21 protein-coding genes are annotated in these 21,945 nt (G+C 61.9%); 17 read left to right on the top strand and 4 right to left on the bottom strand.

Annotation, left to right across the window (positions count from 1 at the left end):
- Nucleotides 1-84: 84 nt before the first annotated feature.
- A complete protein-coding gene (gene eno / locus LPB73_RS12775; RefSeq protein WP_231080787.1) occupies nt 85-1,368 on the top strand; it encodes a phosphopyruvate hydratase in 1,284 nt (427 codons plus the stop codon).
- Between the two features lie 210 nt (nt 1,369-1,578).
- Complete coding sequence (locus LPB73_RS12770; protein WP_231080786.1) at nt 1,579-3,600, top strand: glycoside hydrolase family 113; 2,022 nt, start codon at nt 1,579-1,581, stop codon at nt 3,598-3,600.
- 76 nt (nt 3,601-3,676) lie between these two features.
- On the opposite strand, the gene LPB73_RS12765 is transcribed toward LPB73_RS12770, so the two are convergent.
- Entirely contained in the window at nt 3,677-4,357 is a 681-nt protein-coding gene (locus LPB73_RS12765; RefSeq protein WP_231080785.1) for a hypothetical protein, read from the bottom strand.
- A gap of 215 nt (nt 4,358-4,572) precedes the next feature.
- On the opposite strand from LPB73_RS12765, the gene LPB73_RS12760 reads away from it, so the two are divergent.
- Genes LPB73_RS12760 through LPB73_RS12745 form a run of 4 tightly spaced genes read left to right on the top strand, consistent with a single transcriptional unit; the run spans nt 4,573 to nt 8,874 of the window.
- Nucleotides 4,573-5,853, top strand: a complete 1,281-nt coding sequence (locus LPB73_RS12760; RefSeq protein WP_231080784.1) for a hypothetical protein — start codon at nt 4,573-4,575, stop codon at nt 5,851-5,853.
- Nucleotides 5,854-5,871: 18 nt separating this feature from the next.
- On the top strand, nt 5,872-6,459 hold the full coding sequence (locus tag LPB73_RS12755; RefSeq protein WP_231080783.1) for a protein-S-isoprenylcysteine O-methyltransferase: 588 nt from the start codon (nt 5,872-5,874) through the stop codon (nt 6,457-6,459).
- A 40-nt stretch (nt 6,460-6,499) separates the two neighbouring features.
- Entirely contained in the window at nt 6,500-7,636 is a 1,137-nt protein-coding gene (locus tag LPB73_RS12750) for a zinc-binding dehydrogenase (protein ID WP_231080782.1), read from the top strand.
- Entirely contained in the window at nt 7,633-8,874 is a 1,242-nt protein-coding gene (locus LPB73_RS12745; RefSeq protein ID WP_231080781.1) for an MFS transporter, read from the top strand. The genes LPB73_RS12750 and LPB73_RS12745 overlap by 4 nt, the downstream gene beginning before the upstream one ends.
- Nucleotides 8,875-8,879: 5 nt before the next feature.
- Here LPB73_RS12745 and LPB73_RS12740 read toward each other — a convergent pair whose 3' ends face one another.
- On the bottom strand, nt 8,880-9,491 hold the full coding sequence (locus LPB73_RS12740; RefSeq protein WP_231080780.1) for a LysE family translocator: 612 nt from the start codon (nt 9,489-9,491) through the stop codon (nt 8,880-8,882).
- A gap of 70 nt (nt 9,492-9,561) precedes the next feature.
- The gene (locus tag LPB73_RS12735) at nt 9,562-11,313 is read right to left on the bottom strand and encodes a caspase family protein (protein WP_231080779.1); all 1,752 of its coding nucleotides are present in this window, start codon (nt 11,311-11,313) and stop codon (nt 9,562-9,564) included.
- Nucleotides 11,314-11,637: 324 nt separating this feature from the next.
- Between LPB73_RS12735 and LPB73_RS12730 the strand changes: the two genes are divergently transcribed.
- From LPB73_RS12730 to LPB73_RS12680, 11 genes are all read left to right on the top strand, one after another.
- Entirely contained in the window at nt 11,638-12,192 is a 555-nt protein-coding gene (locus LPB73_RS12730) for an NADPH-dependent FMN reductase (RefSeq protein ID WP_231080778.1), read from the top strand.
- A gap of 67 nt (nt 12,193-12,259) precedes the next feature.
- Nucleotides 12,260-12,577, top strand: a complete 318-nt coding sequence (locus LPB73_RS12725; RefSeq protein ID WP_068730817.1) for an FtsB family cell division protein — start codon at nt 12,260-12,262, stop codon at nt 12,575-12,577.
- Between the two features lie 274 nt (nt 12,578-12,851).
- The gene (gene pdhA / locus LPB73_RS12720) at nt 12,852-13,883 is read left to right on the top strand and encodes a pyruvate dehydrogenase (acetyl-transferring) E1 component subunit alpha (protein WP_068730816.1); all 1,032 of its coding nucleotides are present in this window, start codon (nt 12,852-12,854) and stop codon (nt 13,881-13,883) included.
- 32 nt (nt 13,884-13,915) lie between these two features.
- Nucleotides 13,916-15,316 carry a pyruvate dehydrogenase complex E1 component subunit beta gene (locus LPB73_RS12715; RefSeq protein WP_231080777.1) on the top strand — a complete coding sequence of 467 codons (1,401 nt, stop codon included), beginning with the start codon at nt 13,916-13,918 and terminating at the stop codon, nt 15,314-15,316.
- A gap of 3 nt (nt 15,317-15,319) precedes the next feature.
- Entirely contained in the window at nt 15,320-15,625 is a 306-nt protein-coding gene (locus LPB73_RS12710) for a DUF5076 domain-containing protein (RefSeq protein WP_068730814.1), read from the top strand.
- Nucleotides 15,626-15,627: 2 nt separating this feature from the next.
- Nucleotides 15,628-16,995: a pyruvate dehydrogenase complex dihydrolipoamide acetyltransferase gene (locus LPB73_RS12705; protein WP_231080776.1), complete on the top strand. Its 1,368-nt coding sequence runs from the start codon at nt 15,628-15,630 to the stop codon at nt 16,993-16,995.
- A 19-nt stretch (nt 16,996-17,014) separates the two neighbouring features.
- On the top strand, nt 17,015-17,263 hold the full coding sequence (locus tag LPB73_RS12700; protein WP_092142489.1) for a hypothetical protein: 249 nt from the start codon (nt 17,015-17,017) through the stop codon (nt 17,261-17,263).
- Nucleotides 17,256-18,677 carry a dihydrolipoyl dehydrogenase gene (gene lpdA / locus LPB73_RS12695; protein WP_092142492.1) on the top strand — a complete coding sequence of 474 codons (1,422 nt, stop codon included), beginning with the start codon at nt 17,256-17,258 and terminating at the stop codon, nt 18,675-18,677. Before LPB73_RS12700 ends, lpdA begins: the two co-directional genes overlap by 8 nt.
- A gap of 163 nt (nt 18,678-18,840) precedes the next feature.
- A complete protein-coding gene (locus LPB73_RS12690; RefSeq protein WP_231080775.1) occupies nt 18,841-19,086 on the top strand; it encodes a hypothetical protein in 246 nt (81 codons plus the stop codon).
- 289 nt (nt 19,087-19,375) lie between these two features.
- Nucleotides 19,376-20,056, top strand: coding sequence for a dihydroxy-acid dehydratase (locus tag LPB73_RS12685; protein ID WP_231080774.1), 681 nt, complete (start codon nt 19,376-19,378; stop codon nt 20,054-20,056).
- Nucleotides 20,043-20,855, top strand: a complete 813-nt coding sequence (locus tag LPB73_RS12680; RefSeq protein WP_093758718.1) for a tetratricopeptide repeat protein — start codon at nt 20,043-20,045, stop codon at nt 20,853-20,855. Before LPB73_RS12685 ends, LPB73_RS12680 begins: the two co-directional genes overlap by 14 nt.
- A gap of 222 nt (nt 20,856-21,077) precedes the next feature.
- Here the strand turns inward: LPB73_RS12680 and xth are convergent, their stop codons facing one another.
- Nucleotides 21,078-21,869, bottom strand: coding sequence for an exodeoxyribonuclease III (gene xth, locus LPB73_RS12675; RefSeq protein WP_093758717.1), 792 nt, complete (start codon nt 21,867-21,869; stop codon nt 21,078-21,080).
- Between the last annotated feature and the right edge of the window lie 76 nt (nt 21,870-21,945).

Genomic DNA, 21,945 nt, shown 5'->3' with positions numbered 1-21,945 from the left:
GTCACGTCAGGCGGGGTTTTCCCGCCGGGAGGCTTGCTGTAGAAGCGGCGCCAACGACCCACCCCCAGCACAAAGAGGGCATTCATGACCGCCATCGTCGACATCATCGGCCGCGAAATTCTCGATAGCCGCGGCAATCCCACGGTTGAAGTCGACGTCGTCCTCGAAGACGGGTCGATGGGCCGCGCCGCGGTTCCGTCGGGTGCCTCCACCGGCGCCCATGAGGCGGTCGAGCTGCGCGACGGCGACAAGTCCCGCTATCTCGGCAAGGGCGTGCAGAAAGCGGTCGATGCCGTCAATGGCGAGATCTTCGACGCCATCGGCGGCATGGACGTGGAGAACCAGGTCCAGCTCGACGAGATCATGATCGAGCTCGACGGCACCCCGAACAAGTCGCGCCTCGGCGCCAATGCGATCCTCGGCGTCTCGCTGGCCGCCGCCAAAGCGGCTGCGGAATCCTTCGATATGCCGCTGTATCGCTATGTCGGCGGGACCTCGGCCCGCACGCTGCCGGTGCCGATGATGAACATCATCAATGGCGGCATGCATGCCGACAATCCGATCGACTTCCAGGAATTCATGATCATGCCGGTGGGCGCATCCTCCTTCGCCGAAGGCCTGCGCTGCGGCGCCGAGATCTTCCATACGCTGAAGGGCGAGCTGAAGAAGGCCGGCCACAACACCAATGTCGGCGACGAAGGCGGTTTCGCACCCAATATCGGTTCGGCCGAAGCGGCGCTGGACTTTGTGATGGCCGCCATCACCAAGGCTGGCTACAGCGCCGGCAAGGACGTGATGCTGGCGATGGATTGCGCCGCCACCGAATTCTTCAAGGACGGCGCCTATGTCTATGGCGGCGAGAACAAGACCCGCAACATCTCCGAGCAGGCCAAGTATCTCGCCCAGCTCGTCGCCAACTATCCGATCGTCTCCATCGAGGACGGCATGTCGGAAGACGATATGGACGGCTGGAAGCAGCTCACCGACCTGATCGGTTCGAAGTGCCAGCTGGTCGGCGATGATCTGTTCGTCACCAATGTCACGCGTCTTGCCGATGGCATCAGGAACGGCCGCGCCAATTCGATCCTGATCAAGGTCAACCAGATCGGCTCGCTGACCGAAACGCTGAGCGCCGTCGAGATGGCCTACAAGGCTGGCTATACCGCGGTCATGTCGCACCGTTCGGGTGAGACTGAAGATTCCACGATTGCCGATCTCGCCGTCGCCACCAATTGCGGACAGATCAAGACCGGCTCGCTGGCACGCGCTGATCGTACCGCCAAGTACAACCAGTTGCTGCGCATCGAGCAGCAGCTCGGCACCCAGGCGAAATATGCCGGCAAGACCGCACTGAAAGCTCTCGCGTAAAGCGCAAGCGCGGCCTTCGGCCGAGCAAGAAACTACGCGATCAACGCCGTTCGCTGAAATAGCGGGCGGCGTTTTTCATTGAATGACCCTGACCGCGTAAGCCTACAACGAGGTTCAATTTGTAGACGTCATCATGATACCCCATTGCGGTCGCGAAGGTATCACGTTGCGGGTTCAGGCTTCTCCAGGCAATGCCGATGGAGAGCGCGAATGCCCAACATCTTTAAGGTCCAAGGTTTCGGTGCACTATCGGAGTGGAATGGACAGTTCTCCAGTGCGTCGGCCGATCAGGCGTTTCAGGCCATGGCGTCCCTCGGATCGAATTCGATCGCGCTGACGACGCGGATATGGACCGACAGCCGTACGGGCAATGACGTGCTCGCCGTGCCGGACAAGACCGAAAGCGATGCGAGCCTGCTGGCTGGCTTTCAGAAGGCCCATGCTGCGGGGCTGGATGTTGTCTTCAAGCCAGGCATCACAGGTCTCGACGGCACGATCTCGCACAGTCTGGCGCCGTCGGATGCCGGTGCGTTCTTCGCGTCGTACAAGGCCGAGATCGTGCATCTGGCCGAAATTGCGGAGCAGGGTGATGTCGCCAGTTTCGCTATCGGCAACGAGATGAGCAGCCTGTCGGGCGACGCCTATCGCAGCTACTGGGTCGATATCATCGACGCTGTGCGCGGCGTCTATCATGGCGAAGTTACTTACGCGGCGGCAACCGACGAGGCATCCAAGGTCAGCTTCTGGGACCAGGTCGATACGATCGGCATCAACGCCTATCCACCCTTGACGGCCAGCACGACGCCGACGGTGAACGATCTCGTGCACGCCTGGAATGAGGTGCCGTATAATCCGTATTACGCCAAAGCGTTCGGCTATCAATCGCCCGTCGATTTCTTTCATTCGCTGTCGATGGATTACGGCAAGCCGGTGCTGATGACCGAGGTCGGCTATCGCAGCATCGACGGCACGGCTATCAATCCGGGCGGTGGATCATCCAAGGCGCCTGCGGATCTCGCCGAACAGGCCGATGCCTATAATGCCTTCTTTCAAGTCTGGAGCGCGCATGGCGGCAGCTGGCTGAAGGGCGTCGAGTTCTGGCAGTGGGACCTCAACAACTTCTACTCCGAGACCGGCTATTCGGTCATGGACAAGCCGGCGCAGGATGTGGTGGCGCAGTATTTCCATGGGACAGGAGTAACGCCGGGTATCACCGTCACGGGCTCGTCGATCGGCGATACCATCGATCTCGGAGGCGGCAACGACGTCATCTTGGGTGGGCTCGGACACGACGAGATCTATGGCGGTGCCGGGAATGACACGATTGTCGCCGGGCCCGATACTGCGGGAAAGCTCGCAACAACCACCATCAGCCTGACGGGCTATGGTTCGGTGGTGAACGGCATCGGCGCGCAGGCGCAGGTTCTGGTCAATGGCCAGCCGGTTTCGGGCGTGCTTGAATTCACGCCCGCGAGCGATCCGTCGGGCTACCAGACCTACACGATCACTTTCGACAATCCCGCCAGCATCTCCAGTGTCGCGATCAATCTCGCAAATTCCGAGCCCGGGCGCGCGCTGCATTTCAAGGACATTGCCATCAATGGCGTCGATCTGGTGCCGGCCGACGGCACCAATGCCAGTTCACCCGGCTCGTTCGATCTCTATGTCCGCAGCATCCAATTCGACACGACCAAGCATCAGGACTGGTTCTTCGGTGCCTCAAGCGACAACGATGTCGTCCGCGGTGGAGATGGCGATGACTACATTGCTGGCGGGATCGGCAACGACATCATCAATGGCGGCAACGGCACCGACACCGCGGTATTCTCCGGCAATGTGGCCGACTACAGCATCAGCCGCAGTGGCGCTCAGACGATCGTCACCGACGGAATCGCTGGCCGCGACGGCACTGACTATCTCACCAATACGGAGTTTCTGAAATTCGCAAATGCCAGTATTGCCGTCGATACGCTCGGCCAAGCACTTGCAAGCAGTACTGGCAGTGAGAACTTTGCTTTCAGCCCGACGTCCGGCCACACGACGTCCGCGCACACGGAGGTGCAGAATAGTGCGCAGGGCGAGGGCGCTGCGGAAGTCGCTCTTGCTCAGGTCCTGACGGCGTCCAGCCATCCCGTCGCGGCCGCGCCGGCACCGGACGACGCTCTCGGCACACACGATGCCGCGCTCGCGCCGGTGACGCCTCCGTCACATCATGACGTGCTGATCGTCTGAGGATTCCGGATGGCCAAAACAATTCAGCCGAGGTGACGATCACCTCGGCTGAATGCGTTTCGATATTTGCCGCGTATTATTGCGGAGCAGCCGAGACCTGCGCAGGCTTCGGCGCCGCCGGCTTGCGGCGAATACCGCCGCCGGTCACGGCCATGACACGGGCAATGGCCTGACGCTGCAGGCTGTCGTCCTTGTCGATCGAGAAGTGGTTGGTGGTGGCGTTCTCGTTGACGTTGGCAAGCTTGCCCTTGAAGCGGGGATCCGCAGACACCGCGCGCCCCCAGCCGGCAGGTACGTAATAGTTCACGATCTGCTTCACATTGTTGGGGACGGCATCGGGCGCCACCGGATCGAAGTTCACGATCAGCGCCACCGGGATGTTGTACTGCGCGAGCTTGCGGGCAATCGAGATGGTCACGTCGGCACCGGCCGAGTGGCCCATCAGGATGATCGGTTCGCGGTTACCGGCCTTGTACCGGGCAATCATGTCGTCTGCCTGGCCGCTCCACAGCGTGTGATTGCTGACCGAGGAGGCGACGCCGGCGGCTTCGAGCTTGTAGGCGATCTGATCCATGCCGAGCGAGAACACGTTCATGAGGCCGCGATAGAGGTAGACATGGCCGGGGCGACGGCCGGGCGCCGCATCGGCATCCCCGGAACTCGCGAGTGAGGCCACAACGAGCGACGACAGAATCAGCAAAACGGCCGCTGGAGAGGTCCACGACGGCCGTTTGAAGCCCTTGAGAGCAATCGACATAGTGCTTTCTTTCTTCGAAAAAACCCGCGACATGTTCAGACATAAGACCCTGCCGTCAATCACAGTCCTGCCTCGATTCCCGGAATTGTGATGAAGGGGGTTGCGAAAGAGCGGCTGTGTGACCTGAGGGCGACAAAATCCTGCCGGACGCTAGCGTTTTGGGCATGGGCAGGTTTGTCGGCGCAGGCGAATTTGCTATGCACCGGATCAGAACGGTGCGTGATGCACTCGGGAGCGAACGGACGATGATCGCGCGGCGACATGTCTTTCACATTGGCGGCTACGACCCGATTCTGCCGGACACGCAGCTCGAGCGGTTCCGCCGTTCGCTGTCGAGTTTCGAGAAGACGTGGAGCGTGTCTGCGAAAGCCTCTGGCGTGCTTGACGCTACGGAAGTGAGCGCCTCCTGGCGGGCCGAGACCTCCGGGCCGAACTGGAAGACGGAAACCACCTACGAGATGCTGCGCTGGGATGACCTGATCCTGCAGGATCACACCCGAAGCATGCTGTCGCGATTGGGCGCCGCCTTTGTTACGCTGGGCGACTGGCTGGTGACGGGAACCCTGTTCCGCTTCTTCTTCGCGAGCTGGAAATATGCCGGCTTCTTCCTGTTCTCCTATCTGTGGATCGCGGGCTTTGCTGCATCTGGCGCAGCGGTGGGCTATGGGCTGACCTGGCTGCTTGGCATGAATGCCGCCGCCGCATGGATCGCTGGCGCAATTGTTGCTGCTGCCGTCTTCACGGCGCTGTTGCACCATTACGGCTGGCGCAAGCCGATCAATCATGTGTTCGACGACTGGATCTTCTCGCGGCAATATGTCCATGGCCAGCGGCCAAAGATGACGGCGCGCGTCGATGAATTCGCCAGGGTAATCGCGGCGCGCGCGCAGAAGGCCGATGTCGACGAGATCGTCATCGTCGGGCATTGCCTTGGTGCGGCATTGGTGATGGAGGTGGTGGCCCGCGCACTCGCGCTCGACCCGGATCTGACAAAACATGGCCCGACCATCTGCGTGATGACGGTGAGCGCGACCATCCCGAAATTCTCGCTGCATCCCGCCGGCAAGAGCGTACGCGCAGCAACGCGTCTCGTCGCCGACACGCCGGCGATCCGCTGGACCGAATATCACGCCCGCGACGACGTCATCAGTTTCTACCGCTTCGATCCGGTGACCTTGAAACGCCGCAGTCGCGATCGCGACGAGGGCAGGCCGAACATCCGGCGCGTCCAGATGCATGCCATGATGGGCATGGAACAGTTCAAGCGCTATCGCTTCAACTTCATGCGCATTCACTATCAGATGGTGATGGGCAACCAGTGCCGCGCGCCCTACGACTATTGCATGGTGATCTGCGGTCCTCTGCCGTTTGACGAGATCACCGCGGGCGAAGGCGGCCTCAAACGCTTCGGTGCGGATGGCGCGCTGCTAGACATGCCACTGTCCAAGATCACATCCTCTCAATCGCAAGCCGGGGCATCCGTGAATGCCGCATGATGGCCTGATCGGACGACAATGACCGCGTCACTTCTTGGAACATATGTCTGGGCGATCGGTCTGATCGCCTGGTTCATCATTCGCTACCCCTATGCGCGCAAAGCCCGCCGCACGGCGACGCTGCGTGCGGTCGGCTGGAGCCGTGAACGCATCCTGCTGGCGATCGCCACCATCGGCCTATTCGTGGTGCCGCTGATCTGGCTGGTGACCGGCTGGCCGGCCGCGCTGAACTATCAGCTGAATTATGTGGCGGTCGTGGTCGGCGGCGCACTCTATGTGCTGTCGCTCTGGCTGTTTCGCCGGTCGCACAAGGATCTCGGCCGGCAGTGGTCGGCCAGCCTGGAAATCCGCGAGGCTCACCAGATCGTGCGTGCCGGCGTCTATCGCAGCATCCGCCATCCGATGTATGCCTCGTTCTGGTTGTGGGCACTGGCGCAGGCATTCCTGCTGCCGAATGCCATGGCCGCGCTGGGCGGGCTGGTCGCGATCGCGATCCTGTTCTTCACCCGCATCGACTATGAAGAGCGGATGCTGATCGAGGCATTCGGCGACGACTACCGGGCCTATATGCGCGAGACCAAGCGCATCATTCCGGGCATCTACTGACGCGGCACCAGACCGCCGGACATATTGAGGGGGATCGATCATGACTGACATCACATCCGGACTTGAACTGCGTTCGCTCATCAAGAGCAGCGGAGAACTGGAAATCTCGTTGCAGCAGGTGTCGATCCCGGCGCCGGGCCCCGACGAAGTTGTGGTGCGCATCGAAGCCGCGCCGATCAATCCGTCGGATCTCGGTCTCCTGCTCGGCGCGGCCGATCCGGCCAGCGCGAAAGCCTCCGGCTCTGGCGCGTCCTCGATCGTCACAGCAACCGTGCCGCAGGCCAATATGAAGGCGATGGGCGGTCGTCTCGACGAGTCGATGGCGGTCGGCAATGAGGGCGCCGGCACGGTGGTGAAGGCCGGACCGTCCGAAGCCGCGCAGGCGCTGCTCGGCAAGACCGTCGCGCTGATCGGCGGCGCCATGTATGCGCAGTATCGCGTCATCAAGGCCAAGGAATGCCTGCCGCTGCCCGAGGGCACGACGGCCACCGAGGGCGCATCCTGCTTCGTCAACCCGCTGACCTCGCTCGGCATGGTCGAGACCATGAAGCGGGAAGGGCACACGGCGCTGGTGCATACGGCCGCCGCGTCCAATCTCGGCCAGATGCTCAACAAGATCTGCCAGAAGGACGGCATCGATCTCGTCAACATCGTTCGCAGCGAGGAGCAGGAGAAACTGCTACGCGGGATCGGCGCGAAATATGTCTGCAACTCGACGTCGCCGAGTTTCATGGAAGACCTGACTGCCGCATTGATTGCCACCAATGCCACGCTGGCTTTCGACGCCACCGGTGGCGGCAAGCTGCAGGGCCAGATCCTGCAGGCGATGGAAGTCGCCGCCGTCAAGGCCATGAAGGTCTATAGCCGCTATGGCTCGACGACCCACAAGCAGGTCTATGTCTACGGTCGGCTGGATCTACGCCCGATCGAATTCGTCCCTGCCGGGATGGCCTGGGGCATGGGCGGCTGGCTGCTGTTCCCGTTCCTGCAGAAGATCGGCGCGGCTGATGCCGCGAAGCTCCGTGCCCGCGTGGTCGCCGAACTCAAGACCACCTTCGCCAGTCACTACACCAAGGTGATTTCGCTCGAAGGCGTCTTGCAGCTCGACAATCTCCGGGCCTATGCGAAGCGCGCCACCGGCGAGAAGTATCTGATCAATCCGAACATGCCGGGATGACACTCGCCGATCAGTCTGCCGGCGTGGTCACGGACGGGGCGCGGCTTTTGCTGCGCCATCCGCCGTATCTGTACTATATGGTGTCGCGCAGCTTCTCGCGCTTCGCGTCGCAGATTGCCGCTGTCGCGGTCGGTTGGCAGATCTATGATCTGACCGGCAGCGCGTTCCAGCTCGGCATGGTCGGCCTCGCGCAATTCGTGCCGATGCTGGCGCTGGTCTTCGTCGCCGGCCATATCGCCGACCGCTACGACCGCCGCCGCGTGGTGCAGATCTGCCAGATGCTGCAGGGGCTGACGGCGATCCTGCTCGCCTGGGGCACTTATGCCGGCTGGATCACCGTGCCGCAGATATTCGTGGCGTTGGTGGTGATCGGCGCTGCCACGGCCTTCGAGGCGCCGGCCGGCTCGGCACTGCTGCCCGGCGTCGTACCGGAGGGGCGCCTGCAAAAAGCGACGGCACTTTCCACCGGCGTGTTTCAGGTTGCGATGATCTGCGGCCCGGCGCTCGGCGGTATTGCCTATGCGCTATCTCCGTCGACGCCCTATGTGCTGATGGCGGCATTCTGGCTGATCGGCGGCGCGCTCAACAGTGCCATCAAACTGGCGCGCGATGTGGCGGTGAAGGATCCGCCGTCGCTGCGGACTTTGTTTGCCGGCGTTGGCTTTGTGCGCAGCAATCCGGCGATCCTCGGCACCATCTCGCTCGACCTGTTCGCGGTGCTGCTCGGCGGTGCCACCGCGCTTCTTCCGATCTATGCGCGCGACATTCTGCAGACTGGTCCGTGGGGCCTAGGCCTTATGCGCGCGGCGCCGGCAGTCGGCGCGCTGCTGACCACCATCGTGCTGACGCGCTGGTCGATCAACCGCCGGGTCGGCATGCGGATGTTCCAGGCTGTTATCATCTTCGGCCTTGCGACAGCGGTGTTCGCGGTGTCGCACTGGCTGTGGTTGTCAGTCGCCGCACTCGCGGTACTCGGCGCGGCCGATACGGTCAGCGTGGTGATCCGTTTCTCGCTGGTGCAGCTCGCGACCCCGGATGACATGCGCGGCCGGGTCGGCGCGGTGAACTACCTGTTCATCAACACCTCGAACCAGCTCGGCCAGTTCGAGAGCGGCGTCACCGCGGCGCTGTTCGGCACTGTGCCCGCCGCCCTGATCGGTGGCCTTGGCACCGTCGCCATTGCGCTGCTGTGGATGCGGCTGTTCCCGACGCTGCGCAATGTCGAGCGGCTGGAATAGGCGCGTCAGCGATCCGCGAAAGCCAGCTTGGCACCGAGCACGGCAAACGCGCCGGCAAAGCTGCGGCGCATGCAGGTCAGCACCCGTGGCCGTGTGATGACGTGGTTGCGGATCGACGCAGCAAACAGGCCGTAGAGCGCAAAGACAACGAAGGTCATCAGCATGAATACCGCGCTGAGCAGCAGCATCTGCGATAGCGGATGCGCCTCGTCGGCGCTGATGAACTGGGGCAGGAAGGCGAGGAAGAAGATCGACAGTTTCGGATTGAGGATGTTGATCAGGATCGCTGTGGTCGTTACCTGCAGCGCGGACTGCGCGCTATCGTCGGTCTCGACCTTCAGCGTGCCATGCTCCTGCAGCGTCTTCCAGGCCATATAGAGCAGGTAGGCGACGCCGACATATTTGAACACCTGAAACGCCACGGCGCTGGTGTGCAGCAGTGCTGCGAGACCAAGGATCGCGGCGGCCATATGCGGAACGATGCCGAGCGTGCAACCGAACGCGGCGACGACGCTGCTGCGGCCTCCGCGCGAAAAGCCGGTTGCTAGTGTGTAAAGGGCGCCAGTGCCCGGCGACGCCACCACGATCAGCGAGGTGATGAGAAATTCGATGGTCACAATGATGGCTCCGGCTTGCAAACTTGGATCGTCAGAATGTCGCTTGCGATCCTGTCAGGCAAGCACGTCGTCAGTTGCACACCTCGACATTGGTGAGGCCGATGCGCATGTCGCGCGACACCAAGCGGCAGCCGGGACGCACCGGACGGCAGCCGGCATTGTCGCAGACGATCTGGCCGGACGGCTGTGCGCGCGGCGAGCGGGCCTGAATTTGCGGGCGATCAAGCTCATCGCGCTCGCGGCGCGGCGCGTTGCGTTTGGCCTCGTTGCGGTTGCGCTTCTTCTCACATTCATTGTCGTCATTCAGGAACGTGCCGGCGCGGCATACGATTTTCACACAGCGGTCGCCGTCCGCCTCTGAACCATGCGCACAGACCAGCGGGCAGACGCGGGACGACCTGGTCTTGATCGCGTCGAGCGCATCGGTGCTGGCTGCCTTGGCATCGAATTTGGTCGACGCGTAGCGATTGAAGCGTTCGAGCGACTTGCGGGAAGCCGCAGTCCATGTGTTGTCGACTGAGCCCTGCAGGCAGCCCACCCGCTGAAGCTCGACCTGGATCTGACGGGGTAGATCGGTCGGTGCGGGTGTTCGTGACACATCGGCTGTGGGGGAAGGGAGTGTCGCCAACTGCGGTCCGGCGGCAGGCGTGTCCAGCTTGCCGGCATCGACCCTGGCTTCCGCTGCCGCGCGGGCGCGCTCGCCGGCGGCGGCGCGTTCCTGCTCGGCGGTCTTGAGTTTCTCGGCAGCGATCCGGGCATCCTCGGCGGTCTTGGCATCGGCCGCTGCCTTGGTCTGTTCGGCCTTCCTGGCGCCTTCGGCAGCCAGACGGGCTTTCTCTTCAACGGCGAGGCGGGCTTTCTCCGCAGCAGCGGTATGGGCGTCCTCGGCTGCGAGCTTCGCTAGTTGGGATTTGGCCAGCGACGCATAGAAGCCGTCGGGGTGCTGGGTCAGGAACGCGTTCCAGCCGTCTCTGGTCGCAAGCTGCAAAGCCAGCTCGTAGTCACGGCGGGTTTCGGCCTGGACACTGACGGCGGGCGACGTGGCGACGGCAGCCACCGGGACCAGCGGCACGTCGTCGCCGCCGAGCGAACCGTAGACATACGGTTCCTGGCGGTTGCTGGTGTTCTTCATGACGTCGTCGCGGATGAAGCCGAAGGCCTTGCGGAGGTCGAGGCCAGGCGTCGCGATGTGGCGGACCAGCGCGGCCGTGAAGGGGCTGTTCTTGCTGTCGCCGTCCAGCGCCGTCGAGCCGGCCTTGGCCGAATAGGCGATCAGCGTGTTGGGGCTGGCCGGCTCCACCTTGGCGAGGCCGCGGGTGATCGCCCGGGATGCCGTGGTGCGCTTCATGTTCTTGATGAAGGGGTTGTCGCGGCAGGCATCGAGGATCACCAGCCGCAGCTTCCTGGCCGGCTCGATGGTCACGAGGATGCGCTCCAGCGAGAACGCCTCGTCATAGACGTCGGTGTCGCGTTCCAGCAGTGCGTCGACCGGAATCAGGTAATTGGTGCCATCGACCTCGATGCCGTGGCCGGCGAAATAGACCAGAGCAACGTCCGCATCGCGCGCCTTGTCCGCGAAATCGCGCAGGGCCCGGCGCATCTCAGTCGCCTTCAGATCCCGTCGGGCTTCGACAATGTCGAAATTCGCGGTCTTCAAGGTCTCGGTCATCGCCGCGGCGTCGTTGGCCGGGTTGGCGAGCTTAATGACGTTCTGGTAGGCCGAGTTGCCGATCACCAGCGCGACGCGTTTGTCGGCGAAGGCCGACTGACTGAGCAAGCTCAAGGCGAAGACTACGGAAGCCACAAGACCAAGGTTGCGCATCGGAAGCCCCGCAATTGCGACGGTCGAATTCGAGCAGCCTGGCCAGACGTCGCAGATCAGTCGGGACTGGCGTGCGTGGTTTGTCTTACGTGGTTTGTCGCGCAGCACTCTCCGAAGGTTCGATCACAGCGGCGCTCCGGGCGTCATCCATTTGAGCGATATCAGCATAACGAAGATGTGTTTGGGCGGGCGAGGCGGACGTGCCGGTTCGGTACGATTACGGCCGTCAAATACAATCCATGCACTTGCATCTTTTGCCGGGATAGGTGACAGGTTCCAGATGCGCTCCGCGCTTTTTGGAAGCAGTTATTCAGGGGATATCTCATGGCCACCTACAGCGTTGCCGTCATTGTCGGCAGCCTCCGCAAACAGTCATTCTCGCTCAAGGTTGCGAATGCACTCGCCCAGCTGGCGCCGCCGTCGCTGAAGCTGAACGTCATCACGCTGAACGAGCTGTCATTCTTCAATCAAGACCTGGAAGCCGCGCCGCCGGCCGACTGGGTCAAGTTCCGCGAAGCGATCCAGGCCTCGGATGCGGTACTGTTTGTCTCTCCGGAATATAACCGCTCAGTTTCGGGTGTCCTGAAAAACGCCATCGACGTCGGTTCGCGGCCCTATGGCAAGAGCTCGTTCCTCGGCAAGCCCACCGGCATCGTGGTTAGCTCGCCCGGTCCGATCGGTGGCCTGGGTGCAGCCCTCAGCTTGCGCCAGACCCTGCCGGGGATTGTCGGTCCCATCATGCAACAGCCTGAAATCTATCTGAATGCCGTCGGTGACGCGTTCAGTGAACAGGGCGAGATCGTCAAGGAATCCATCCGGCCGGTGCTGCAGGCCTATATCGACGCTTTCGCCGTCTGGGTCGACAAGCTGAAGAAATAACCGGCGCAAATTCAGGTTGCGGCCCGGTTGTTAGGTTCGCCTTAACCGGGCCGTCGCATTTTCGGGAATGGTCAAGCATACCCGTCTCAAATCGATCCTCACCGGGCTCGTGCTCTATGCACTGGCGGCGATGATGATCAGCTATTTCGGGGTCAATGCCTATACCGGCAAATACGGCCTCAATGCGCGGCAGGAGCTCGACCAGGAGATCGTCGCGCTGACCTCCGAACTGGTGCAGTTGAAGAAGGAACGCACCAAGGCCGAGCAGCGCGTGGCGCTCCTGCGATCTGGTGGACTCGATCCCGACATGCTCGACGAGCGCGCGCGCTACCAGCTCGACTACGCGCATCCGCGCGACCTCGTGAAGGTCATCAAGCCAAACTAAGATTCTCTCTTCGGCGGCGAGTCGTCCTCGCATGAAGCAACACAGCTTTGCATCAAAGCTATGGATCGCTCGCGCCTGCTCATCGTGACGGCAACGTGACCACGACACGCGCTTTCATTCCTCAAATTACAAAACCGATCCAATTCGATTTCGAAAGTTTCACGCCTTCGCTGCAGTGCGAAACAACCGTGTGGCATTCCGCGCGACGCAATCCCTTTCAAGCCGCAAGCACTTGGAGTAGGAAGGGCCATTCACTCTCGCATCCGGAATTTTCATGGCCGCACCGAAGAAAAGCGTCGCTCCCGCAGGGCAGGCAACGAGCAATGGCGCAACCCCGTCATCGCCGCCAGATTTCACCCGCGATCAGGAGATGCACGCGCTTCGCGACATGCTGCTGATCCGGCGTTTCGAGGAGAAGGCCGGCCAGCTCTATGGCATGGGCGCGATCGGCGGTTTCTGCCATCTCTATATCGGTCAGGAAGCCATCGTCGTCGGCATGCAGATGGCATTGAAGGATGGCGATCAGGTCATCACGGGCTATCGCGACCACGGTCACATGCTGGCCTGTGGCATGGACGCCAAGGGCGTCATGGCCGAGCTCACGGGGCGCAAGGGCGGCTACTCCAAGGGCAAGGGTGGCTCCATGCACATGTTCAGCCGCGAGAAGAATTTCTATGGCGGCCATGGCATCGTCGGTGCGCAGGTGTCGCTCGGAACGGGTCTCGCTTTTGCCAACCGTTATCGCGGCAATGATCTCGTCAGCCTCGCTTACTTCGGCGACGGCGCGTCGAACCAGGGCCAAGTCTATGAGAGCTTTAACATGGCGGAGCTGTGGAAGCTCCCGGTGATCTACATCATCGAGAACAACCGCTACGCCATGGGTACCTCGGTGACGCGCTCCTCGGCTCAGACCGACTTCTCCAAGCGCGGCATCTCCTTCAACATTCCGGGCGAGCAGGTCGACGGCATGGACGTCCGCGCCGTGAAGGCCGCCGGTGACCGTGCGGTCGCCTGGTGCCGCGCCGGCAAGGGTCCGTTCATTCTGGAAATGCAGACCTATCGCTATCGCGGCCACTCGATGTCCGATCCGGCCAAGTACCGGACCCGCGAGGAAGTAGACAAAGTTCGCCACGATCAAGACCCGATCGAGCAGGTGCGCAACCGTCTGCTGGCCGCTGACGTGACCGAGCAGGACCTCAAGGCGATCGACGCCGAGGTGCGTGACATCGTCAACGCATCGGCGGATTTCGCGCAGCAGGACCCTGAGCCCGATGCATCCGAACTTTACACCGATGTGTACCGCTAAGCGCGCGGCTTAAAGACCGATCTGGAGTTATAATGGCCATTCAAGTTCTGATGCCCGCGCTGTCCCCGACCATGGAGAAAGGCAACCTCTCCAAATGGCTCAAGAAGGAAGGCGACACGATCAAGTCCGGCGATGTTATTGCCGAAATCGAGACAGATAAGGCGACGATGGAAGTCGAAGCGACCGATGAAGGGACGCTCGGCAAGATCCTGATCCCGGAAGGGACCAACGACGTCGCGGTCAACACGCCGATCGCGACCATCCTCGCCGATGGCGAAGACGCATCTGCCGCGGCGGGCTCACCGGCCCCCGCGAAGCAGGAGAAGGCCGCAGAATCCGCGCCGCCTGCTGCGGAAGCGAAATCTGCTCCGGCTCCGAAGGAAGAGGCTACAGCGCCAGCAGCTCCGACGGCTTCGATCCAGCCCGATCCTGAAATTCCTGAAGGCACCGAGATGGTGACCATGACCATCCGCGAAGCGCTGCGCGACGCGATGGCAGAGGAAATGCGCAGGGATGAAGACGTCTTCATCATGGGCGAGGAAGTCGCCGAATATCAGGGCGCCTACAAGGTGACCCAGAACCTGCTGCAGGAATTCGGCGCACGCCGTGTCATCGATACGCCGATCACCGAGCACGGCTTCGCCGGTGTCGGCGTCGGCGCGGCGATGTCCGGCCTGAAGCCGATCGTCGAATTCATGACCTTCAACTTCGCCATGCAGGCGATCGACCAGATCATCAACTCCGCAGCCAAGACGCTGTACATGTCCGGCGGCCAGATGACCTGTCAGATCGTGTTCCGTGGCCCGAACGGCGCCGCGGCGCGCGTCGGCGCCCAGCACAGCCAGGACTACTCGGCCTGGTACTCGCAGATCCCGGGCCTCAAGGTTGTCGCGCCCTATAGCGCCGCCGACTACAAGGGCCTGCTCAAATCCGCGATCCGCGATCCGAACCCGGTGATCTTCCTCGAAAACGAAATGCTCTACGGGCATTCCGGCGAGGTGCCCAAGCTCGACGACTACATCGTGCCGATCGGCAAGGCCAAGGTCGCACGTGTCGGCAAGGATGTGACGCTGATCTCGTGGTCGAACGGCATGACCTATGCTCTGAAGGCTGCCGAAGAACTCGCCAAGGAAGGTATCGAGGCGGAGGTTATCGACCTGCGCACGCTGCGTCCGCTCGATACCGACACCATCATCGAGTCCGTGAAGAAGACCTCGCGCGCCGTGACGGTGGAAGAAGGCTGGCAACAGTCGGGTGTGGGCGCCGAAATCGCCGCACGCATCATGGAGCACGCGTTCGACTATCTCGATGCGCCGGTCGCGCGCGTGTCGGGCAAGGACGTGCCGATGCCTTACGCCGCCAATCTTGAAAAGCTGGCGCTGCCGTCGGTGGCCGACGTCGTGGCTGCGGCCAAAGCCGTTTGCTATCGGTGAACCATGGCAGGTCCGAAGGAACAGCCACTGCCGCCGGATGTCATGGATCGCGAGGACGCCACCGAGGTGTTGCGCGCGTTCGTGCTGGATGGCGGGCTGTCCATCGCCTTCATGCGTGCCTTCGAGGAGCCCGACATGTGGGGGCTCCTGCTGGTCGATATCGCGCGCCATGCCGCACGCGCCTATGCGCGTGAGGCCAACTATTCCGAGGACGAGGCGCTGAACCGCATCGTCGAAATGTTCGAAGCTGAAATCGCGCGTCCGACTGACATGGGCAACACCACGCCGCGGTCGCAACAAGGTCACTGACAATGCCAATCAACATTCTGATGCCTGCGCTGTCGCCCACCATGGAAAAGGGCAACCTTGCCAAGTGGCTCAAGAAGGAGGGCGACAAGGTCAAGTCTGGCGACGTGATCGCGGAGATCGAGACCGACAAGGCGACGATGGAAGTCGAAGCTGTCGACGAAGGCACCATCGCCAAGATCCTGGTGGCGGAAGGTACGCAGGATGTTGCTGTGAACGCCGTCATCGCGGTGCTCGCCGCCGACGGTGAGGACGTGAAGGCCGCGAGTTCGGGGGCAGGGGCTGACAAGCCGAAGCCCGCGCCTGCTGCCGAAGCTCCGGCGCCGAAGCCTGCAGCTGCTGCACCTGCGCCGGCTGCTGCTTCCGCAGCGAAAGCACCGGCAGCGGCCGCTGCGCCAGCTCCGCAGCCAGCCGTCTCACAGAGCAATGGCGCGCGCGTATTCTCGTCACCGCTGGCGCGTCGTCTCGCCAAGGACGCCGGCATCGAACTCGGCCGTATCAACGGATCGGGTCCGCATGGTCGCGTTGTGGCTGCAGACGTCGAGAAGGCGAAGTCTGGTGGCGGCCTGAAGGCATCAGCCGCGGCTGCCGGCGCTCCAGCAGGTGCAACTGGAGCGATCGGTGCGCCTGCAATGTCCGATCAGCAGATTCTCGGGCTGTACGAGCAGGGTGCTTACGAGAGCGTGCCGCATGACTCGATGCGCCGCACGATTGCGCAGCGTCTCACCGCTGCGACCAACTCGATGCCGACCTTCTATCTCACCGTCGATTGCGATCTGGGCAAGCTCTCCTCCGCGCGCGAGGAGATCAACGCTGCCGCCGGCAAGGACAAGGACGGCAAGCCGCTCTACAAGCTCTCGGTCAACGATTTCGTCATCAAGGCGATGGCCATCGCGCTGCAGAAGATTCCGGAAGCGAACGTGTCGTGGACGGAAGCAGCGATGCTCCGTCATAAGCATTCCGACATCGGCGTAGCGGTGGCGCTGCCGTTCGGCCTGATCACGCCGATCATCCGCCAGGCCGAGATCAAGTCCATTTCGGCAATCTCCAACGAGATGAAGGAACTTGCCGCGCGCGCCAAGGCCAAGAAGCTCAAGCCCAACGAATACCAGGGCGGCGCGTCATCCGTGTCCAATCTCGGCATGTTCGGCATCAAGGACTTCACGGCGGTGATCAATCCGCCGCAGTCGTCGATCCTTGCGGTTGGCACGGGCGAGGAACGGGCCGTGGTGCGCAATGGCCAGATCGTCGCTGCAACCATCATGAGCGTGACACTTTCCTGCGATCACCGCGCCATCGATGGCGCGCTCGGCGCCGAACTGATCACGGCATTCAAGAAGCTGATCGAAAATCCCGTGATGATGGTGGTGTAAGGCTCAGGTCCGGTGGCTCATGAAAGTCAAAACATCATGGCCCTGGATCTCGCTATTGACCGCCGCCGTCGCTGCGCTGAATCCGGTTGGATATGGGATCATCGACAACGCGTTTCATTCAGGTGAACAACTGGCGCGCAGCCTGGGACAGTTTTTGGTCTATTGCGCGCTGGGCATCCTTGCGGCGCTGGGATTGATCGAATTCGGCATCCGAAAATTTCTGATTTCAAGACAGCGCCGATTGGCGAGTGGAGTGACCCATGGCTGATACATCCTTCGACGTCGTCGTCATCGGCTCCGGTCCCGGCGGCTATGTGACGGCCATTCGTGCCGCGCAGCTCGGCTTCAAGACGGCGATCGTCGAGAAGGCCTATCTCGGCGGCATCTGCAATAACTGGGGCTGTATCCCGACCAAGGCGCTGCTGCGCTCGGCGGAAATCTATCACTACATGCAGCATGCCAAGGATTATGGCCTGTCGGCGGACAACGTGACGTTCGACATCAAGGCCGTGATCGCGCGCTCGCGCGGCGTCGTGAAGCGCCTCAGCGGCGGCGTCGAATATCTGATGAACAAGAACAAGATCTCGATCATTTGGGGTGAAGCGACCCTGGATGCGCCGGGCAAGTTCACTGTCAAGAAGACGGAAGCCGCAGCACCCAAGGGCGCGCTCGGGGCAGGCAGCTATACTGCCAAGCATATCATCGTCGCCACCGGCGCCCGGCCGCGCGTGCTGCCGGGTCTCGAGCCCGACAAGAAGCTGGTCTGGACCTATTTCGAGGCCATGAACCCCGACAAGATGCCGAAGTCGCTGCTGGTGGTCGGCTCCGGCGCCATCGGCATCGAATTCGCGTCGTTCTACAAGACCATGGGCGCCGACGTGACTGTGGTCGAGGTGCTGCCGCAGATCCTGCCGGTCGAAGACGCCGAGATCGCCGGTTTCGCCCGCAAACAGTTCGAGAAGCAGGGCATCAAGATCATGTCCGGCGCGAAGGTGACCAAGCTCGACAAGAAGTCGGATTCGGTCACCGTGACCATCGAAGATGGCAAGGGGGCTACCCAGCAACTCACCGTCGACCGCGTCATCTCGGCGGTCGGCGTGGTCGGCAATATCGAAGGCTTTGGCCTCGAGAAGCTCGGCGTGAAGACCGAGCGCGGCTGTATCGTGATCGACAAATACGGCAAGACCAACGTGCCCGGCATCTATGCCATCGGCGACGTCGCCGGTCCGCCGATGCTGGCCCACAAGGCCGAGCATGAGGGCGTGATCTGCGTCGAGGCGATCAAGGGGATGAACCCGCATGCAATGGACAAGTCGCTGATCCCGGGCTGTACCTATTGTCACCCGCAGGTGGCCTCGGTCGGTCTCACCGAAGCCAAGGCCAAGGAAGCCGGCAAGGACATCCGCGTCGGCCGCTTCCCCTTCGTCGCCAATGGCAAGGCCATCGCCCAGGGCGAGGACCAGGGCATGGTGAAGGTGATCTTCGACAAGAAGACCGGCCAGCTGCTCGGCGCCCATATGGTCGGCGCTGAGGTCGTCGAGATGATCCAGGGCTTTGTGGTCGCCATGAACCTGGAGACCACGGAAGAGGAACTCTTCCACACCATCTTCCCGCATCCGACCATCTCGGAGACGATGAAGGAAGCCGTGCTCGACGCCTATGGGCGCGTCCTGAATACGTAGTCGGAAGCATTTCCGATCGATAATTTTGATCGCCGCATCGTGAAGTTGCGGCGGGCTTACGTTCCGGTCTCCCGACGTTATCTGCCGTCAAGGTCAGACGCGAATGCGTCCAAGGCGCAAAGTGCTGTCATTTCCGAGTGACGCTAAATTCAGGGAGCTTTTCATGAAAACAACGATCACCACTGCCGCGGCTTCGGCCCTCATTGCTCTGATAATGTCCGGTGTCGCCACTGCGTCAGAGCAGCGCTCTGCACACCGGCATGCTCAACCGCAGGCCGTTACAACCCATGGCGACTCACGCGATGCCTTCGCCTATTACCCGGGCTGGGGCCGTGATCCCGTGCTCGTCCGCGGTGTTTATCCCGGGCTGGTCTACGGTGGTGCCACCTCCGCGCCCGCCGGACGTTGAGATCGGCAACGAATGGAAAGGTCGGCCTTGCGCCGACTTTCCGGTAACGCGGCAGCGATTTTAGCCTCGCTCAAAAGGGTTGCCGGTGCGCCACAAATGTTGCTTGGTTGCCACAGTCCCCCAAGATTTAACCCTGTCGTGCTGTGGGTATTGTAACCGCCGCTATTTGGCCACACGCCTTCGTGAAATCATTTCTCACCAGCCAGAAGGCTGGAGCGCTTTGTTGATCGGCGGGATGTCAGTGGGATTGTCCCGGATCGCCGAAGCGGCCTGAGAAACCAGGTTCGCGATGGACGCCAAGACGAACATCAAGTCGCGTTTGCCTAGCCGTCTTATGACGGAGGGCCGGGAGCAGGCGTTGCGTGTCGCGCTCCCGTCCGCGATGAGTCTGGCTATGTCACAAGGCGAACAGGCCGTCGCCGGCCAAGAGCTGCGCGCGGAAGAATCTCGCACCGTCGAAATCTTCAAAAAGACACCATATGGCACCGATTTGAAGCGGGTGAGCCGTTATGTCGCCAAAGACATATTGGAAGTTGCCGACATACTGTTGCTGAAGACGACATTGCTCGATCACAGCCGGTCGCAGGGAGCGTGCCTCACTGCGACGGGGCAGACGATCGCGGAGAAAATGAAGCCCGTGACGCGGAATTCCCATCAGGACGTCATTCGTTCTGCCGACAAGCTGATCGCCGTTATCGGTGACCTTGTTGGATCGAAGGGGACTCTGGCTCCTGACACCTTCGAATCGATGGGCGGTAGCACCATCGGGCGCGAAACCGGTGAGGGCTGCCTTAACGTAAAATTGACCGACAAAGAATTGGCCGCGCACCCGACCAAACGGAAGCGTCGCGCGACTAACCATATGTCAGGGACGCTGTGGACATATGCCCAGCAGGTTGGATCGGCCATTGGTTGCGCCGTGACCCAAACTGGCCGGGCCCACGAGAAATACTGTTATGCGGATAGTTGAGCGTACCATTTTTGTAGCGTTTGCTTTGGGGGCCGCGTCAGTGGCCGCGCCGGCCTTTGCCTTTGACGGTGCGCCCGTTGGCAGCAGCGACGCGGCCCTGCCAGTTGTAACGACCATTCCCGGTGCTGCTCCGGTCTTGAAGAAGTCCGCCAAGCCTGACACCTCGCTGACTGCGCTCCAATATGCCGCCGAAGGCGGTCATCCGATCGCCCAGTGGAAGCTCGGCCGGATGTATGCCGACGGTAACGGTGTGGCACAGGACGACCTGCGCGCCTTCGAATATTTCAGCCGTATCGCCAATGCCCATGCCGAGGACTCGCCGTCCGCGCCGCAGGCCACCATCGTCGCCAACGCCTTCGTGGCGCTCGGTCGCTATTACCTCGACGGCATTCCGAATTCGAAGATCAAGGCCGACACCGAACGCGCGCGCGAGATGTTCTCCTACGCTGCGTCCTATTTCGGCAATGCCGACGCACAATACGATCTGGCCCGGCTGTATTTGAAGGGCATCGGTACCCCGCGCGACACCAAGTATGGCGCCCGCTGGCTGGGCCTTGCTGCGCAGAAGGGCCAGCACCAGGCGCAGGCGTTGCTCGGCCAGATGCTGTTCAACGGTGAATCGCTGCCACGGCAGATGGCGCGCGGTCTGATGTGGCTGACGCTGGCCCGCGACAATGCCGGCCCGGACGACACCTGGATTCGCGACAGCTACAACAAGGCGATCGCCAAGGCCTCCGAAGACGACCGCGCCATGGCGCTGCAGATGCTCGAGCACTGGGTGTCCGGCAAACGGGACTGAGGGTTGTCCCGGACTAAGCGACCGTTTCCGAGCGCGATGACCTCACACTCGACAGTCGTCACCCGGCTTGACCGGGTGACCCAGTAATCGCCAGCCTTCATTATTATCAACGAGTGCTCGCGTCAGGCGCCGTCTCGGAACGTTGCCCCGGGCGTTTGCTGGATCGCCCGGTCAAGCTGGGCGATGACAATTTGTGTTTGGGGAGCGCTTGGCGACCGGCCTTTACGCCGCTTCAAGATCCAGATCGACCCACACCGGCACGTGATCGCTCGGCTTCTCCCAGGCGCGCACATATTTGTCGATCCCGACGTCGATCAGCTTGTCGCTGGCCTGCGGCGATAGCAGCAGGTGGTCGATGCGGATGCCCCAGTTCTTCTGCCAGGCGCCGGCCTGATAATCCCAGAACGTGTACTGGCCGGGTTCGTCGGTGACGGCGCGCAGGGCGTCGGTCATCCCCAATCCGAGCAGGGTTTGGAAGCTCGCGCGGGTTTCCGGCTTGAACAGCGCGTCATTGATCCAGGCCGCCGGATTATAGGCGTCGGCCGCCGCCGGGATGACGTTGAAGTCGCCGGCGAGAATCAACGGCTCCTCGGTCTTCAGCCGCAGCTTGGTGAATTCCTGCAGCCGCGACATCCATTTCAGCTTGTAGGGATACTTCTCGGTGTCGACCGGATTGCCGTTGGGCAGATACAGGCAGGCAACCCGGACCACCCCGGATTTCAGCGACACTACGCCTTCGATGAAGCGCGCATGGAGATCCTCGTCGTCGCCCGCCAGCCGGGGCGTGGCTTCCTCCAGCGGATATTTCGAGAGCAGGGCAACACCGTTGAAGGTCTTCTGGCCGTGGGTGACGACATTGTAGCCGAGCGCCTCGATGGGCTCGCGCGGAAACGCCTCATCGAGGCATTTGATCTCCTGCAGGCAGACGATGTCCGGTGAGCAGTCGCGCAGCCACGTCACCAGATGGTCCAGTCGCTGGCGGACAGAATTCACATTCCAGGTGGCAATTCTCATCTGATGGGATTCCGGTAACAACAATGGCAAAAATACGTCAACGTGGCATACCATCATCCCTGCCAACATGATAAGC

Source organism: Tardiphaga sp. 37S4 (assembly GCF_021044645.1).
Lineage (GTDB): Bacteria > Pseudomonadota > Alphaproteobacteria > Rhizobiales > Xanthobacteraceae > Tardiphaga > Tardiphaga robiniae.
This window is presented reverse-complemented; position numbering and strand designations above follow the sequence as displayed.

Bases quoted from the DNA above. Each gene is read 5' to 3' on its own strand.
- eno (WP_231080787.1), top strand. From the start codon at position 85: ATGACCGCCATCGTCGACATCATCGGCCGCGAAATTCTCGATAGCCGC.
- LPB73_RS12770 (WP_231080786.1), top strand. From the start codon at position 1,579: ATGCCCAACATCTTTAAGGTCCAAGGTTTCGGTGCACTATCGGAGTGG.
- LPB73_RS12765 (WP_231080785.1), bottom strand. From the start codon at position 4,357: ATGTCGATTGCTCTCAAGGGCTTCAAACGGCCGTCGTGGACCTCTCCA.
- LPB73_RS12755 (WP_231080783.1), top strand. From the start codon at position 5,872: ATGACCGCGTCACTTCTTGGAACATATGTCTGGGCGATCGGTCTGATC.
- LPB73_RS12750 (WP_231080782.1), top strand. From the start codon at position 6,500: ATGACTGACATCACATCCGGACTTGAACTGCGTTCGCTCATCAAGAGC.
- LPB73_RS12745 (WP_231080781.1), top strand. From the start codon at position 7,633: ATGACACTCGCCGATCAGTCTGCCGGCGTGGTCACGGACGGGGCGCGG.
- LPB73_RS12735 (WP_231080779.1), bottom strand. From the start codon at position 11,313: ATGCGCAACCTTGGTCTTGTGGCTTCCGTAGTCTTCGCCTTGAGCTTG.
- LPB73_RS12730 (WP_231080778.1), top strand. From the start codon at position 11,638: ATGGCCACCTACAGCGTTGCCGTCATTGTCGGCAGCCTCCGCAAACAG.
- LPB73_RS12725 (WP_068730817.1), top strand. From the start codon at position 12,260: ATGGTCAAGCATACCCGTCTCAAATCGATCCTCACCGGGCTCGTGCTC.
- pdhA (WP_068730816.1), top strand. From the start codon at position 12,852: ATGGCCGCACCGAAGAAAAGCGTCGCTCCCGCAGGGCAGGCAACGAGC.
- LPB73_RS12715 (WP_231080777.1), top strand. From the start codon at position 13,916: ATGGCCATTCAAGTTCTGATGCCCGCGCTGTCCCCGACCATGGAGAAA.
- LPB73_RS12710 (WP_068730814.1), top strand. From the start codon at position 15,320: ATGGCAGGTCCGAAGGAACAGCCACTGCCGCCGGATGTCATGGATCGC.
- LPB73_RS12705 (WP_231080776.1), top strand. From the start codon at position 15,628: ATGCCAATCAACATTCTGATGCCTGCGCTGTCGCCCACCATGGAAAAG.
- LPB73_RS12700 (WP_092142489.1), top strand. From the start codon at position 17,015: ATGAAAGTCAAAACATCATGGCCCTGGATCTCGCTATTGACCGCCGCC.
- lpdA (WP_092142492.1), top strand. From the start codon at position 17,256: ATGGCTGATACATCCTTCGACGTCGTCGTCATCGGCTCCGGTCCCGGC.
- LPB73_RS12690 (WP_231080775.1), top strand. From the start codon at position 18,841: ATGAAAACAACGATCACCACTGCCGCGGCTTCGGCCCTCATTGCTCTG.
- LPB73_RS12685 (WP_231080774.1), top strand. From the start codon at position 19,376: ATGGACGCCAAGACGAACATCAAGTCGCGTTTGCCTAGCCGTCTTATG.
- LPB73_RS12680 (WP_093758718.1), top strand. From the start codon at position 20,043: ATGCGGATAGTTGAGCGTACCATTTTTGTAGCGTTTGCTTTGGGGGCC.
- xth (WP_093758717.1), bottom strand. From the start codon at position 21,869: ATGAGAATTGCCACCTGGAATGTGAATTCTGTCCGCCAGCGACTGGAC.